General features: G+C 71.7%; 13 protein-coding genes. 3 read left to right on the forward strand and 10 right to left on the reverse strand.

Going from position 1 to position 14,991, the window contains the following annotated elements; all coding sequences use genetic code 11:
• Positions 1–5: 5 nt before the first annotated feature.
• Positions 6–317 (forward strand): AzlD domain-containing protein, encoded by a 312-nt coding sequence (locus ACBR40_RS24305; protein WP_371250248.1) that lies wholly within the window; start codon positions 6–8, stop codon positions 315–317.
• A 9-nt stretch (positions 318–326) separates the two neighbouring features.
• On the forward strand, positions 327–1,904 hold the full coding sequence (locus ACBR40_RS24310; RefSeq protein WP_371250249.1) for a protein kinase: 1,578 nt from the start codon (positions 327–329) through the stop codon (positions 1,902–1,904).
• Positions 1,905–1,914: 10 nt separating this feature from the next.
• On the opposite strand, the gene ACBR40_RS24315 is transcribed toward ACBR40_RS24310, so the two are convergent.
• From ACBR40_RS24315 to ACBR40_RS24325, 3 genes are read right to left on the reverse strand one after another with little or no spacing between them, the layout of a single operon-like run.
• Positions 1,915–2,844, reverse strand: a complete 930-nt coding sequence (locus ACBR40_RS24315; RefSeq protein ID WP_344214893.1) for an RluA family pseudouridine synthase — start codon at positions 2,842–2,844, stop codon at positions 1,915–1,917.
• Positions 2,837–3,397 (reverse strand): signal peptidase II, encoded by a 561-nt coding sequence (lspA, locus tag ACBR40_RS24320; protein ID WP_364445486.1) that lies wholly within the window; start codon positions 3,395–3,397, stop codon positions 2,837–2,839. Before lspA ends, ACBR40_RS24315 begins: the two co-directional genes overlap by 8 nt.
• 38 nt (positions 3,398–3,435) lie before the next feature.
• Positions 3,436–3,825, reverse strand: coding sequence for a TraR/DksA C4-type zinc finger protein (locus ACBR40_RS24325; RefSeq protein WP_344214889.1), 390 nt, complete (start codon positions 3,823–3,825; stop codon positions 3,436–3,438).
• Between the two features lie 464 nt (positions 3,826–4,289).
• On the opposite strand from ACBR40_RS24325, the gene ileS reads away from it, so the two are divergent.
• Positions 4,290–7,436: an isoleucine--tRNA ligase gene (gene ileS / locus ACBR40_RS24330; protein ID WP_371250250.1), complete on the forward strand. Its 3,147-nt coding sequence runs from the start codon at positions 4,290–4,292 to the stop codon at positions 7,434–7,436.
• A gap of 73 nt (positions 7,437–7,509) precedes the next feature.
• Here ileS and ACBR40_RS24335 read toward each other — a convergent pair whose 3' ends face one another.
• The 7 genes from ACBR40_RS24335 to ACBR40_RS24365 form a co-directional block, all read right to left on the reverse strand.
• A complete protein-coding gene (locus ACBR40_RS24335; protein ID WP_371250251.1) occupies positions 7,510–9,618 on the reverse strand; it encodes a hypothetical protein in 2,109 nt (702 codons plus the stop codon).
• 41 nt (positions 9,619–9,659) lie between these two features.
• Positions 9,660–10,535 carry a DivIVA domain-containing protein gene (locus tag ACBR40_RS24340; protein WP_329580428.1) on the reverse strand — a complete coding sequence of 292 codons (876 nt, stop codon included), beginning with the start codon at positions 10,533–10,535 and terminating at the stop codon, positions 9,660–9,662.
• Between the two features lie 107 nt (positions 10,536–10,642).
• Positions 10,643–10,930: a YggT family protein gene (locus ACBR40_RS24345; RefSeq protein WP_020545512.1), complete on the reverse strand. Its 288-nt coding sequence runs from the start codon at positions 10,928–10,930 to the stop codon at positions 10,643–10,645.
• An 80-nt stretch (positions 10,931–11,010) separates the two neighbouring features.
• The gene (locus ACBR40_RS24350) at positions 11,011–11,511 is read right to left on the reverse strand and encodes a cell division protein SepF (RefSeq protein ID WP_091076051.1); all 501 of its coding nucleotides are present in this window, start codon (positions 11,509–11,511) and stop codon (positions 11,011–11,013) included.
• 142 nt (positions 11,512–11,653) lie between these two features.
• Positions 11,654–12,403, reverse strand: a complete 750-nt coding sequence (locus tag ACBR40_RS24355) for a YggS family pyridoxal phosphate-dependent enzyme (RefSeq protein ID WP_371250252.1) — start codon at positions 12,401–12,403, stop codon at positions 11,654–11,656.
• Between the two features lie 46 nt (positions 12,404–12,449).
• Entirely contained in the window at positions 12,450–13,937 is a 1,488-nt protein-coding gene (gene ftsZ / locus ACBR40_RS24360) for a cell division protein FtsZ (RefSeq protein WP_371250253.1), read from the reverse strand.
• A gap of 334 nt (positions 13,938–14,271) precedes the next feature.
• Complete coding sequence (locus ACBR40_RS24365; protein WP_344214875.1) at positions 14,272–14,937, reverse strand: FtsQ-type POTRA domain-containing protein; 666 nt, start codon at positions 14,935–14,937, stop codon at positions 14,272–14,274.
• Between the last annotated feature and the right edge of the window lie 54 nt (positions 14,938–14,991).

Raw genomic sequence — 14,991 nt, forward strand, 5'->3', positions numbered from 1 at the left:
CGGCGATGACGTTGTGGTGGGCGATCGCCGCCCTGTGCGCGGGCTGCTACGCGCTGAAGCTCTCGGGGCTGGCCGCGCCGAGGTGGGTGCTGGAGCATCCCGTGGTACGCAGGTTCGCCGAGCTGGTGCCGGTGGCGCTGCTGGCCGCGCTGATCGCGGTCCAGACGTTCACCGAGGCGGGCGAGCTGCACGTCGACCCGGCCCGTACGACGGGGCTCGCCGCGGCGGTGGTCGCGCTGCTGCTGCGGGCGCCGTTCCTCGCCGTGCTGTTCGCCGCGGCGGCGGTGACCGCGCTTGCCCGGCTGCTTCTGGGGTAGTCGCGGTGCATGTCCGATTCAGCGGCGGTGATGGTCGGCGGGAGATATCGGCTGCTCAAGGCGATCGGCAAGGGCGGCATGGGCAAGGTCTGGCAGGCGCATGACGAAGTGCTGGGCCGGGACGTGGCGGTCAAGGAGGTCGTGCCCCCGCCCGACCTGACCGGCCCTGAGCGCGAGGTGTTCTCCCGGCGCACCTTCCGCGAGGCCAGGGCGGCCGGCCGGGTGGCGCATCCGGGCGTGGCCACGGTGTACGACGTCCTGGAGGAGGACGGGCACCCCTGGATCGTCATGCAGCTCGTCCGCTCGCGCACGCTCGGCGAGGCGATCAGGGAGGACGGGCCGCTGTCCCCGTACGACGCCGCGCAGATCGGCGTGCAGCTGCTCCAGGCGCTGCGCGCGGCGCATGCCGCCGGGGTGCTGCACCGCGACGTCAAACCGGACAACGTGCTGCTCGCCGAGGACGGCCGGGCCGTGCTGACCGACTTCGGCATCGCCACCACCGAGGACGACAGCACCATGACCCGGACGGGCGTCCTCATCGGGACGCCCGCCTTCATCGCACCCGAGCGGGCGGCGGGCGGGCGCGCCTCGCCCGCGTCGGACCTGTGGTCGTTAGGCGTCACGCTCTACCAGGCCGTCGAGGGCCACTCCCCCTTCCAGCGCACCAACCCCCTGACCACGCTGGGCGCGGTCATGCACGCCAAGCCGGAGCCGGCGACCCACGCGGGCGCGCTCGCCCCGGTGCTGGACGGGCTGCTGCGCAAGAACCCGAACGAACGCATGACGCTGGACGAGGCCGAACGACGGCTCACCGCGATCGTGATGGGCGCCGCCCCCGAAGCGGCGCGGGCCACCAGGATCATGCCCACCCCCGTGGCGGGCGCGGCCGGGCTGGACGCGGGGACGGTCCCGGGCGGACCGGCCGGCGGCGCGGCGGACGCCTACGCGGCCGGGGAGACGCGATCGGCGGACGCCGACGCCCAGGCGGCGTACGGCGGCATCGCAGCGGCGGGCGGGGATCACCGGGCGGCAGGTGCGGGCGCAGGCGCGGGTGCAGCGGCGGGCGCAGGCGCAGGTGCAGCGGCGGGCGCAGGTGCGGGCGCGGCTTTCGGGGCGGGGAGGCGGCGGCGCGGGTTCGCGCTGGCGGCGCTCGCCGGAGGCGTGGTCCTGGTGGCCGCGGTCACCGGCGGCGCGGCCTGGTGGTCCAGCCGCGCGTCGGACACGGAACGCCCTCCGTCGTCCACCCAGCCGGCCGTCGTCACCGAGTCCTCCTCACGACCCTCCGCCGAGAAGGAGGAGTCCCGCCCGGCGGACACCGAGCCGCCGTCCCGGCCGAGCGGCGAGGCGCCGGCGCCCCAGCGGTCACCGGACGCCACGCCCTCCCCCACCGGCGATCGCCCGACCCAGAGGAAGACCCCCGCCAGGACCTCGGCCCCCGCCGACGACAAAGGCAACAAAGGCGGCAAGGACCGCAAGGACGAGAACGGCGGGGACGACAACGGCGGCGGCGAGAAACGGGACACCGGCGGAGAGGACGACCAGCCGTCCGACCCGGAAACGTCCGGCGTGATCGAGGGGTCGCAGTGACCGCGCGCCCTCAGGACTCCTCGCGCACCACGTCCAGCGCCTTCTGCAGGTCCGCAGGATAGTCGGTGCTGAACGACATCCAGTCGCCCGTGGACGGGTGCTCGAACCCGAGCGCCACCGCGTGCAGCCACTGCCGGGTGACCCCGAGGCGGGCGGCGAGCGTGGGGTCGGCGCCGTAGAGCAGGTCGCCGACGCACGGGTGCCGCAGGGCGGACATGTGCACCCGGATCTGGTGGGTGCGCCCGGTCTCCAGCTTGATGTCCAGCAGCGAGGCCGCGCGGAACGCCTCGATCGTGTCGTAGTGGGTGACGGACGGCTTGCCGCCGGCCACCACCGCGAAGCGGCCGTCGCCCGACGGGTGACGGTCGATGGGCGCGTCCACCGTGCCGCGGAACGGGTCGGGGTGCCCCTGGACCAGCGCGTGGTAGCGCTTGTCGACCGTGCGCTCCTTGAAGGCGCGCTTGAGGTGGGAGTAGGCGTGCTCGCTCTTGGCCACGACCATGGCCCCGGTGGTGTTGGCGTCGAGGCGGTGCACGATGCCCTGGCGCTCGGCGGCGCCGCTGGTGGCGATGGTGTGCCCGGCGCCGAGCAGCCCGCCGATGACCGTGGGGCCGGTCCAGCCGACGGTCGGGTGGGCGGCCACGCCGATGGGCTTGTTGACCACGACGATGTCGTCGTCCTCGTACACGATGGTCATGCCGGGCACCGGCTCGGCCACGGGCATGGGCGTGGTGACCGGCGGCGGCAGGGTGACCTCCAGCCACGCGCCCGCCTGCACGCGGTCCGACTTGGCCGGCTGCCGGCCGTCCACCAGCACGTCGCCGCCCGCGATCAGGTCGGCGGCCCGGGTGCGGGAGAAGCCGAACAGCCGCGAGAGCGCGGCGTCGAGCCGCTCGCCCTCCAGGCCGTCGGGCACCGGCAGGCTGCGCTGCTCACTCACTCGCGCCCGCCTCCTTGCCGCCGTCCGCCTTGCCGCCGTCCGGCTTCGCCTGGTCGGCGCTCTCCCTGGTCCCGTCGATCTGTACGTTCCGCCAGGCCAGCAGCACCGCCAGGATGCCGCCGCAGACGATGGCGGAGTCGGCGATGTTGAACACCGGGAAGTAGTCGATGACGGGGAAGTGGCCGGGCAGCACCTCGATGAAGTCGACCACGTGCCCCTGGAGCTGGGTCGGCCGCCCGAACCCCGACGGGTAGCGCAGCAGCCGGTCGGTGAGGTTGCCGAGGGCGCCGCCGAGCAGCAGGCCGAGCGTGACGGCCCACGCCCGGCTGCCCAGCTGGCGTGCGGTGCGGATGATCGCCACCACCACGCCGGCGGCGATCAGCGTGAAGACGAAGGTCATCCCGGTGCCGATGCTGAACGCGGCACCGGAGTTGAAGATCACCCGGAACTGCAGGACGTCCTGGATGACGACCAGCGGCGCCTGGCCCTCAAGTGTCCGCAACACCACCGTCTTGGTGATGAGGTCGGCCGTGTAGATCACGGCCGACAGCACGACGAGGAGCGCGACCAGGCGGCGACGGCGAGGTCGGCCTAGCGGCGCTCCTCCTTCTGCTTGCAGGCCACGCACAGCGTCGCCCTCGGGAACGCCTGCAGGCGCTCCTTGCCGATCGGCTTGTGGCACGATTCGCACACTCCATAGGTCCCTGCGTCGATCCTGGCGATCGCACGTTCGTTCTGCGCGACCAGATCGCGCGCATTCAGGGTAAGGGCGATCTCACGTTCGCGCTCGTACGTCTTGGCGCCGGCGTCCGCCTGGTCGTCGCCGGCTCCCTGGGTGATCTCCCCGGAGGCTATCTCGTTCTCGTGCCGGAGGATGTCCGCCTCGAGCTCGTCGATTTCCTGCTGGAGCCTGTCGCGTACCTCGGCCAGCTCCTTGTTCGACCACATCGACGGTGTAGCGGTCTGCGTGACTGCCGCCATGCTTGCCTCCATTGCTGATCAAGGCCATAAGGGTGCGGGCAGCTTAGGATCCTGATAACGGAACGACAAACGACCCGCCGCACGGTTTGCCTTCCCCGTACTATCCCGGCTCGCGCGTTCAACTCCTCCGCGGCGGCGTCCATTCCCACAACTTTGTCGGTGTTTACGGGTTGCGTACCCTCCGGCCTTCACGGACGCCACCGCAAACCTGGAAGCTCCGGCCCCGGCTCTGCGTTATTGTTGAAGACCTGCAAGGCGTCGATGGGGCCCCGAATGTGAGGGATATCACCCCGGAGCCGCCGGAAGAACGGCTCGCCCGCGAGCTCATTAGACCCGGCAGCAGACCCAAAGAAGAGGGCTCCGCCCGCAGGGCGGGGTCAAGAAGGGTGGTACCGCGGAGCCGCACGGCTTCGTCCCTTCACGCTCGCCCTGTCGGCCGATCAAGCGTGGAGGTCACGCCCGAGATGTCTTCCCCAACCTTCCGCCCTCTCCCCGCGCAGGTCGACCTGCCCGCGCTCGAGCGCGAGGTCCTCGACCGCTGGCGGGACGGGAAGATCTTCGAGCGTTCCGTGGAGCAGAACGCGGGCAACCCGTCGTGGGTCTTCTACGAGGGCCCGCCCACCGCCAACGGCCTGCCCGGGGTGCACCACGTCGAGGCGCGCGTCTTCAAGGACCTCTTCCCCCGCTACAAGTCGATGCGCGGCTTCAGCGTCCCGCGCAAGGCCGGCTGGGACTGCCACGGCCTGCCCGTCGAGGTGGGCGTCGAGCGCGAGCTGGGCCTGTCCGGCAAGCGGGACATCGAGACGTACGGCATCGCCGAGTTCAACGCCAAGTGCCGCGAGTCGGTGCTGCGGAACGTGGACGCCTTCGAGCAGCTCACCGAGCGGATGGGCTACTGGATCGACCTGTCGCAGGCCTACCGCACCATGGACCCGTCCTACGTCGAGTCCGTGTGGTGGTCGCTGAAGGTCATCCACGACAAGGGGCTGCTGTTCCGCGACTTCCGGATCACGCCCTACTGCCCGCGCTGCGGCACCGGCCTCTCCGATCACGAGATGGGCCAGCCCGGCGCGTACGAGACCGTCTCCAGCCCGTCGGTCTACGTCCGCATGCCGGTGCTGTCCGGCCCGCTGGCCGAGCTGAACGCCTCGCTGCTGATCTGGACCACGACGCCGTGGACGCTGGTCTCCAACACCGCCGTCGCCGTGCACCCCGACGTCACCTACGTCGCCGCGCGCACCGCCGACGGCGAGGTCCTGGTCGTGGCCGAGCCGCTGCTGTCGGTCCTCGGCGAGGGCGCCACCGAGGTGGCCCGCTACACCGGCCGCGAGCTGGAGCACACCCCGTACGCGCGGCCGTTCGAGCTGGTCGACATCCCCGGCGCCCACTACGTCGTGCTCGGCGACTACGTCACCGTCGAGGACGGCACCGGCCTGGTCCACCAGGCCCCCGCGTTCGGCGCCGACGACATGGCGGTCATCAAGCGCTACGACATGCCGGTCGTCAACCCGATCGGCCCCGACGGCCGCTTCCTCGACGACGTGCCCATGGTCGGCGGCACCTTCTTCAAGGACGCCGACGAGCGGCTGACCGACGACCTGCGCGCCCGCGGCCTGCTCTACCGCGGCGGCCACTTCGACCACAGCTACCCGCACTGCTGGCGCTGCCACACGGCGCTGCTCTACTACGCGCTCCCGTCCTGGTACATCCGCACCACCGCGGTCAAGGACCAGATGCTGGCCGAGAACGCCGACACCAACTGGTTCCCCGAGACGATCAAGTGGGGCCGGTTCGGCGAGTGGCTGCGCAACAACGTCGACTGGTCGCTGTCGCGCTCGCGCTACTGGGGCACGCCGCTGCCGCTGTGGGTGTGCGGCGAGGACGACGGCCACGTCACGTGCGTCGGGTCGCTGGAGGAGCTGGGCACGCTGGCCGGGCGGGACGTCTCCGCGCTCGACCCGCACCGCCCCTTCGTGGACGACGTCACCTTCCCCTGCCCGAGCTGCGGCGCCGAGGCCCGCCGGGTGCCGGACGTCATCGACGCCTGGTACGACTCCGGCTCGATGCCGTTCGCGCAGTGGGGCGAACGCGGCAAGCCCGAGGGCGTCTACCCGGCGCAGTTCATCTGCGAGGCCACCGACCAGACCCGCGGCTGGTTCTACTCGCTCATGGCCGTCGGCACGCTGGTCTTCGGCCAGTCCTCCTACGAGAACGTGCTCTGCCTCGGCCTCATCCTCGCCGAGGACGGCCGCAAGATGAGCAAGCACCTCGGCAACATCCTGGAGCCGATCCCGCTCATGGACGAGCACGGCGCCGACGCGCTGCGCTGGTTCATGGCCTGCTCCGGCTCGCCGTGGTCGGCCCGGCGCGTGGGACACAACGTCCTGGAGGAGATCGTCCGCAAGGTCCTCCTGACGTTGTGGAACACCTCGTCGTTCTTCACCCTCTACGCCAACGCCGAGTCCTGGACCCCGGCCAAGCTGGCCGAGGCCACCCCGGCCGCCGAGCGCTCGCTGCTCGACCGCTGGGCCCTCGCCGAGCTGCACCGCACGGTCGCCGAGGTCACGGCCGCCTTCGACGAGTACGACACCCAGCGGGCCGGCCGCCGCCTCGCCGAGTTCCTCGACGACCTGTCCAACTGGTACGTCCGCCGCTCGCGCCGCCGCTTCTGGCAGGGCTCCGAGGACGCCTTCGCGACCCTGTACGAGTGCCTGGAGACGGTGCTGCGGCTGATGGCGCCCGTCACGCCGTTCGTCACCGACCACCTCTGGGACGTCCTCCGCCCGGCCGACGCCCCCGTCTCCGTGCACCTGGCGTCCTGGCCGGAGGCGCGCCAGGACCTCATCGACCCGGTGCTGTCCGACCGGATGGCGCTGGTGCGGCGGCTGGTGGAGCTGGGCCGCTCGGCCCGCGCCACCTCCGGCGTCAAGACCCGGCAGCCGCTGCGGCGGGCGCTGGTGGGCGCGCACGGCTGGCAGACGCTGCCCGGCGAGCTGCGGGGGCTGGTGGCCGAGGAGCTCAACGTCCAGACCCTGGAGGACATGTCGGGCTTCAGCGCCGACCTCGTGTCCTACACGGTCAAGCCCAACTTCCGGACGCTGGGCAAGCGGTTCGGGCCCCGTACGAAGCTGGTGGCCGCGGCCGTCACCGCCGCCGACCCGGCCCGCGTGGCCCGCGCCATCCGCGCCGGCGGCACGGTCATGGTCGAGGCGGAAGAGCTCGGCGAGATCATGCTCGGCCCCGACGACGTGATCGTCAACGAGCAGCCCAAGTCGGGCTGGGCCGTGGAGACCGGCGCCATCGGCGCGGGCGCGGGCGAGACCATCGCCCTGGACCTGGAGCTCACGGACGAGCTGCGCCGCGCCGGGCTGCTGCGCGAGGTGATCCGCCTGGTCCAGGAGGCCCGCAAGGCCACCGGGCTGTCGATCACGGACCGCATCGAGCTGTGGTGGTCGGCCACGTCGCCGGAGCTCGCCGCCGCGCTGCGGGAGGAGCCGCGCGTGGTGGCGGAGGAGGTGCTGGCGACGTCGCTGACGGAGGGCACCTACGACGGTCTGCCCGTCCACACGGACGACGACCTGTCCCTGACCTTCCAGCTCCGCCGCGCCTGACCCCTTCTGGTACGGCGAACGCCCCCGGTCGTGTACTGACCGGGGGCGTTCGCGTGTGCTCGGGAAGGAGGGGTCAGGAGACCGATTCGCGGTCGTGCCGGCAGATCGGGCAGATCGTCAGCCCGGCGGCCTCCGCCGCGGCGACCGTCATCGTCTCGATGTCGCGGTCCCCCGCACCCTTGATCAACGGACAGTCGGCGCCGTGGTAGCGGCGCGTGCCGGCGATGACCTTCACCGCGCCGGCACCCTGGTCCGCCTGCTTCGGCCCTGTCGGCTCCTCACCGCTCTCACCCTCGGACTTCTCCTGTCCCGCGACGGGGAACACCGTGGTCCGGGAGGCGGCGGAAGACTCCTGCGCCCGCTCGGTCCGCTCCTTCGGCGCGACCGTGATCCGCGGCTGCGGTGCCGTGGACGGCCCGGAATCATCATCCTCGTCACCGCCGGCCCGCCCCGCCCCCTCAGGCCGACCCGGAAGGCGCAGCGCGGGATCGGTACGCTCGGCGTCCCCCTCGGGCGGCGTCCCACCCTTGACTCCAGAGGAACCACCGGACGTGACGGGTTTGCCGGAGGTGGTGGTGGACTTACCGGACGTCGCGGTGGGCTCGCCGGATGCACCGGGGGTGGCAGCGGACTTGCCGGCAACGGACTTACCGGACGCCGCACCAGGCTTGCCGGACGTACCGGCAGGCTCCCCGGACGTCGCGGCAGGCTTACCAGGCTTCTCGCCTGGCTTACCGGATGCGTCAACTGGCTCGGCGGACGTGGCGGCGGACTTACCGGGGGTCGCGGCAGACTTGCCGGACGCGCCGACAGGCTCGCCAGACGTCGCGGCAGGCTTACCGGACTTGCCGGCAGGCTCCCCGGAAGTCGCAGCGGGCTTGCCAGGCGTCGCGCCGGGCTTGCCGGGCTTGCCGGCAGCGGCCTCGGATGCCGCTCCCGTAGTGCCGGAGGCGGTGGGCTTCGCGGACGGGGTGCCGGGCTTCTTGCCCTCGGGGCGCGGGCCGGGCTCGTCCTCGGAACGGGAGCTCTTGCCGGGCGGCGTGGACTGGGGCCGGCTCGCGTACGGCGGCGGCCGGAAGATGGAGGTCTGCGTCTCCCCCTGCTCGTCCTCGGACCCAGCGCGGGGGGCGGCCGGGCCCTTGGCCCCGGCCTGGCCTGCCGACGCGGCGGCCGGCCTGCCGAACCACCCGGTGGCGCCTTCCTCCCGGGCGGCGGCCTGCTCCGGCCTGTCTCCGGACTTCGCCCCCTCGGCCTCAGCTCCGGCGGGCTCCTGCCGGGCAGCCGGTCTGGTTCCGGACTGCGGCACATCGCCGGACCGAGCGCCTTCACCGGGCTTCGGACCGGTACTCGCGTGCGGACCAGAAGCCGCCTGCGGGCCACTGGGCGACCGAGGGCCAGTAGCCGCCTGCGGGCCGGAAGACGGCTGCGGGCCACTGGGCGACCGCGGGCCGGTGCCCGGTTGCGCATCGGCGGCTGAGCGTGCACCAGTAGACGCCTGCGGGCCAGTAGACGGCTGCGGGCCGCTGGCCGGTTGCGGGCCTGGGCGAGGCGTGGACGGGGTGCGGGGTTCTGCGGGCGGCTCCGCCCGGCTCTCCACGGCGGGCGCGGAGCCGGGGGCGGCGGCGGGCTCGGGGTCGGCGGCAGGCGGCAGCTGCCGTCCGCCGAGCGCTGCGTCGGGCAGGCACGCCGTGCAGGGCGTGAAGCCCTCCTCGCGTGCCTCCTCGTAGGTGAGCTCCTCGTGCTCCCGGCCGGCGAGCTGCCGGCAGCCGGCCACGTGGTAGCGCTTGCGGCCGGGGATCACCAGCACGATTGCGTCCGGTGCGACACCGCCGGCCGGGGGGCGGCGCGGACCGGTGGCCGGAAGGGTCACCGTCCGCTGCGGCGGCTGCGGCTGCGGGCGCGTATGGGGCGGCGGCTGGTGAGCCACAGGACCGGTCTGGTTGTACGGCGAGCCAGGAGGCGGCGGCATGAGCCCCGTAGGAGGGGGGGTGGCCGGTGCGGCGGCCCGCCCACCACCGGGGAACAGCTCGTGTCTCCGCAGGAACGCCCCGATCACCAGGAACAGCGCGGACAGCACGCTGACCACGATGGACCACATGATCAGGAACGGCTTCGCCAGTACGAAGCCCGCGATCAGCAACACGACCGCCGCGAGCACCAAACCAGCACTGATAAGGATCACAGAGGGCTCTTTCGAGTGACAGGTCCTAGTGACCCGTTACTTTACCGGCGGTCGTTGTGGGGACCGTCACCGCCGGGAAAAGCACCCTGAGGAGCCTCGCCGCCGAAGGGGTTGGGGCTGCCGGGAAGCGGCGGCTGGCCGCCCTGCGGCACGGCGTGCATGGCCGGAGCCTGACCGCCGGGACCACCGGACATGACCGGGAACCCTCCGCTGCCCTCGGCCGAGACGTTGAGCTCGGCGAGCTGGTTCTCCAGGTAGAGCTTGAGCCTGCTGCGGTATTCGCGCTCGAAGCTGCGCAGCTCCTCGACCTTGCGCTCCAGCTCGTCGCGGGTCTGCACCAGCGAGCCCATGGCCTGGCGGTGGCGCTCCTGCGCGTCGCGCTCCAGGGTCTCGGCGCGGGCGCGGGCGTCGCCGATGACCTGCTCGGCCTGGCGGCGGGCCTTGGTGAGGATCTCGTCGGCCTCGCGGCGGGCGCGGGTGACGGTCTCGTCCGCCTCGCGGCGGGCGTCGGCGATCGCCTGGTCGGCGGTCTGCTGGGCGAGCGCGAGCACGCGGGCCGCGGTGTCCATGTTGTCCTCGGCGGGAGGCATGTTCATGGCCACGGGCATCGGCTGCTGCTGCTGCACCGGCGGCGGCTCGGGGGCCCGCATGGGCTCCGGCTGCGGCGGCGCCATCATCTCGGGCTTGGGCTGCTCCTGGACCGGGGCGGAGGCCATGGGCATGCTCATGCCGCCCGGCACCTTCCCGCGCAGGCACTCGGCCAGCTTGGCTCGGAGCTCCTCGTTCTCTTGGATCAGGCGGTCAAGCTCAGCCTCCACCTCGTCGAGGAAGGCGTCGACCTCTTCCTCGTCGTAGCCCGGCCGCAGCCGGGTGGTACTGAACTGCTTGTTCCGCACATCAGCGGGCGTCAGCGGCATCTTTTTGGTCTCCTTGGCGCGCTTGGAGTCTGTCCGGAGGGACGGTAACCCGAATCACTTCAGCGCGGACACGAGTTGGAACACGACCTGCGCGGCACCGGTCCCGTTCACCGCAGCAGCCCCGCGAGCTGGATCAGGATCAGGACCACGATGAAGAGGACGGTGAAGCTTAGGTCAAAGGCCACCGTACCCAACCGGAGCGGGGGAATGAAACGGCGGAGGAACTTCAGAGGTGGATCCGTCGCGGTGTACGTGGCCTCTGCCAGCACCAGCACGAGCCCGGTCGGCCGCCAGTGTCTGGCGAAGGCCTGCACGGTCTCGAAGATCATTCTGCCGATGAGCAGCACCAAGTAGAGAGACAGGACTACGACCAAGATCTGACCTACGATCGCCACGGCCCGGCCGAGCCTCCACTTCTGATGAGCCCTCCCCGTCTCGCCGAGACCGGGTGGGGTGGGTTGGACATACAGAGACTCTAACTCTGATTGAAGAACCCGCGTTCCGCGATTCGAGCCTTGTCCTCGGCGGTCACCTCGACATTGGCAGGGGACAACAGGAACACCTTGTTGGTAACACGTTCAATGCTTCCGTGTAGGCCAAAGACCAGACCTGCCGCGAAATCGACCAGCCGTTTGGCGTCGCTGTCAACCATTTCGGTCAGGTTCATGATGACCGGGGTGCCGTCGCGGAAGTGCTCGCCGATGGTGCGCGCCTCGTTGTACGTGCGCGGGTGGAGCGTGGTGATGCGGGCCAGATCGGTCGTGCGGCGCTCCAGGATCGCCGTGGAGGGCCTGGGCGCGGGCACCGGGGCGTCAGGCTCGTCGTCGCGGTCCTGGACTGCCACGGGCCGCTCCTCGCCGGTCCGCTGTGCCTCGTCCTCGTAGGCGTAATCGTCCTGGTAGGTCTCATACCTCTCGTAGCGGTCGTCCTCCACGAGACCGAGGTAGACCGCCATCTTGCGCATCGCGCCGGCCATCGCTACGTCGTCCTCCTGCTCATGGTCGCCCTCGCTCGGGCCCGGTGTCCCGGCGCCGAGGCGGTATCACGTGACCCGCTCAGACCCTCCACCGGCTCGACCTCTACCTGATCATGGGCCTGAAGACCCACTTGAGGGGACATTACCTGACGAAGGGCTTGCGACGACCGAGCAACGCCGTACCGACCCGCACGTGTGTCGCGCCGTGCGCGATCGCCTCGGCGAGGTCGCCGCTCATCCCGGCGGAGACCATCGTGGCGCGGGGGTGCTGCTCCTGCACCCGGGTGGCCACCTCGCGCAGCCGGGCGAACGCCTTGGCAGGCTCCTCCCCCAGCGGCGCGACCGCCATGACGCCCCCGAGCCACACGCCCTCGGCCAGCGCCACTTCGTCGGCGAGCTCCGGCACGTCGGCGGGGCGGGCGCCGCCCCTGGCCGGGTCGTCGTCGAGGGCGACCTGGATGAGGCAGCCGACGTCGCGTCCCTGGCGGACCGCCTCGCGGCTGATCGCCTCCACCAGCCGTACACGGTCCACGGAGTGGATCACGTCGGCGTAGGCGACGACGGAGCGGACCTTGTTGGTCTGCAGTTGCCCCACGAAGTGCCAGGTCAGCGGGAGCCCGGCCAGCTCGGCCGCCTTGGGCGCGGCCTCCTGGTCGCGGTTCTCGCCGACGTCGCGCACGCCCAGCTCGGCGAGGATCCTGACGTCCTCGGCCGGGCGGGTCTTGGTGACGGCGATCAGCGTGACCTCGCCCCGGTCGCGGCCCACCGCGCGGCAGGCCGCCGCGATGCTCTCGTCGACCTGGGCGAGGCCGGCCGCGATCTCGTCCCTTCTCACCTGAGTCTCCCTGCGTCTTCGTGCCGGAGTCGTCGCGTCCGGACCTGCCGCGCACATGACGGCGCCGCTCCCGTGTCCCCGGGAGCGGCGTGGAACGCCTGTGCTACTTGAGGAAGTCGGGAACGTCGAGCTCCTCTTCCTGCTCCTCGAAGATCACCCGGGGACGTTTGGCCGGCTCCTGCATGCGGGAGGTGATGGGCGTGGGCGGGTTGGCGGGCTCGGGAGTGGGCCGCGGGATGGAGACGGGCCCGGACGGCTCGTCGGCGGGCGGCTCCCCGGCCGGCTCGGCGACGGCCTGCACCGGCTCCACCGGGCGCACCGGCTCGGGACGCGGCTCCGGCCTGAACTCCTGCCGGGGCTCGGGACGCGGCTCCGGCCTGAACTCCTGCCGGGGCTCGGGACGCGGCTCGGGGCGGGGCTCAGGACGCGGCTCGGGGCGCGGCTCGGGGCGGGTCTCCGTACGGAAGTCCGCGCGCGGCTCGGGACGGGGCTCCGGGCGTGGCTCGGGGCGCAGCACGGGCGGCTCGGACTTGACGCTGGGCGACGACACGCTCGGCCGCACAGGTGAGGACACCGGGGGCGCGGGCGGCGGCGTGGCGGCGGCGCGGCCGGCCGGCCGCAGCACCTCCTTGACCGCCGGTCCCGGCACGTCGTCGAAGCCGGCCGCGATCACCGTCACGCGCACCTCGTCGCCGAGTGCGTCGTCGATGACCGTGCCGAAGATGATGTTGGCGTCGGGCGCCGCGGCCATCGACACGAGCTGGGCGGCCTCGTTGATCTCGAACAGGCCGAGGTCGGAGCCGCCCGCGATGGACAGCAGCACGCCGTGGGCGCCGTCGATGCTGGCCTCCAGCAGCGGGCTGGAGACCGCCATCTCGGCGGCCGCCACCGAGCGGTCGTCGCCGCGGGCGTGGCCGATGCCCATGAGGGCCGAGCCGGCGCCGGACATGACCGACTTGACGTCGGCGAAGTCCAGGTTGATCAGACCAGGGGTGGTGATGAGGTCGGTGATGCCCTGGACACCGGACAGCAGCACCTGGTCGGCCGCCTTGAACGCGTCCAGCACGCTGACCTGCCGGTCGGAGATCGACAGCAGCCGGTCGTTGGGGATGACGATCAGCGTGTCGACCTCGTCGCGCAGCGTCTCGATGCCCGCCTCGGCCTGCATGGCCCTGCGGCGCCCCTCGAAGCTGAACGGCCTGGTGACGACGCCGATGGTGAGTGCGCCCAGCGACCTGGCGATGTTGGCCACCACGGGGGCGCCGCCGGTGCCGGTGCCGCCGCCCTCGCCCGCCGTGACGAAGACCATGTCGGCCCCCTTGAGGACCTCCTCGATCTCCTCGCGGTGGTCCTCGGCGGCCTTGCGCCCGACGTCGGGGTTGGCGCCCGCGCCCAGTCCGCGCGTGAGCTCGCGGCCCACGTCGAGTTTCACGTCGGCGTCACTCATCAGCAGCGCCTGGGCGTCGGTGTTGATGGCGATGAACTCGACGCCCTTGAGTCCCTCCTCGATCATCCGGTTGACGGCGTTGACTCCGCCGCCGCCGATGCCGACGACCTTGATGACCGCGAGGTAGTTCTGCGGTGCTGCCACGACGAGGGGCCTTTCCGCTCGTTGACTTGCCATTTCGGTGCGGATTGTCTCCGCTTTTTGTCAGTTCGGGTAACTCTCAACCTCAGGTTGAGATTTAGATTTATGTCAACCTGAGGATTGATACGGACAGTAGGAGTTACGCTCCGGGCGGGTCAACTAACCGCGCCGCAAGCACGTCCGGCGTGTCGCGGGCTGTCCGGTTCGCTCCGAAGTCGTGCCTGGTCGGGGCACTCCCCTGGCCGATCACGACTTTAGGCTCTCACGCCGCGACCCCTGCCTCGCACAGCCTGGGCGATGCCGTTGCCGCTGGGTTGCCAGACCCTGACGGTCTTGATCACTTCAGGGTGACCACGTCGGGCGAGCTCACGTCGTAGACGTTCGCCTTCTCGCGCTTCAGCAGCGAGGCCAGGATGCGGCCCTTCTCCTTGGGCCGGTCGGTGCCGCCCCACACGACCGTACGGCCGTCGGACAGCACCAGCGTGACGCCCTCGGCCGTGCCGGCGCGCACCTGCCTGACCTTCGGCGCGATCGCGCCGGGAACGGCCTTGATGACCTGGAGCGCGGCGACCGTCGCCGGGTCGGTGGCCGAGGGGTTGTCCACCCGGAGCACCGGCAGCAGGGGCGGGACCTCCTGCCTGACCTCGATCACCACGCCCTGGCCGTCCACGATCGCGACCTGGCCGCCCGCGGGGATGGCCGCCACGGCCTCCCGCTCGACGACCTCGATCCGCAGCGTGCCCGGCCAGATCCGGTCCACCTTGGCGCTGGCGAGCTGTCTGATGCCGAGCACCCGCGACTCGACGCCCGCCAGGTCGACGGTGGCCAGGGGGTGCAGGTCGGCCACCGCGGCCTGCCGTTCGATGTGCTCGCGGGAGACTGTGATATTTCCCACGATCTCCACCGAACGCACGCCCAGCACGGGCGAGAAGAACACCAGCCACGCGGCCGTGCCCACCACCCCCGCCGTGAGCAGGACCAGGAACGCCGTCCGCGCCTTCATCGCCCTCCCAGATCACGCATATCGGCACCGAACCTACGCCCGCGCGACGCCTGA

It is taken from the genome of Nonomuraea sp. AD125B, assembly GCF_041402765.1.
Taxonomy (GTDB): domain Bacteria; phylum Actinomycetota; class Actinomycetes; order Streptosporangiales; family Streptosporangiaceae; genus Nonomuraea; species Nonomuraea bangladeshensis.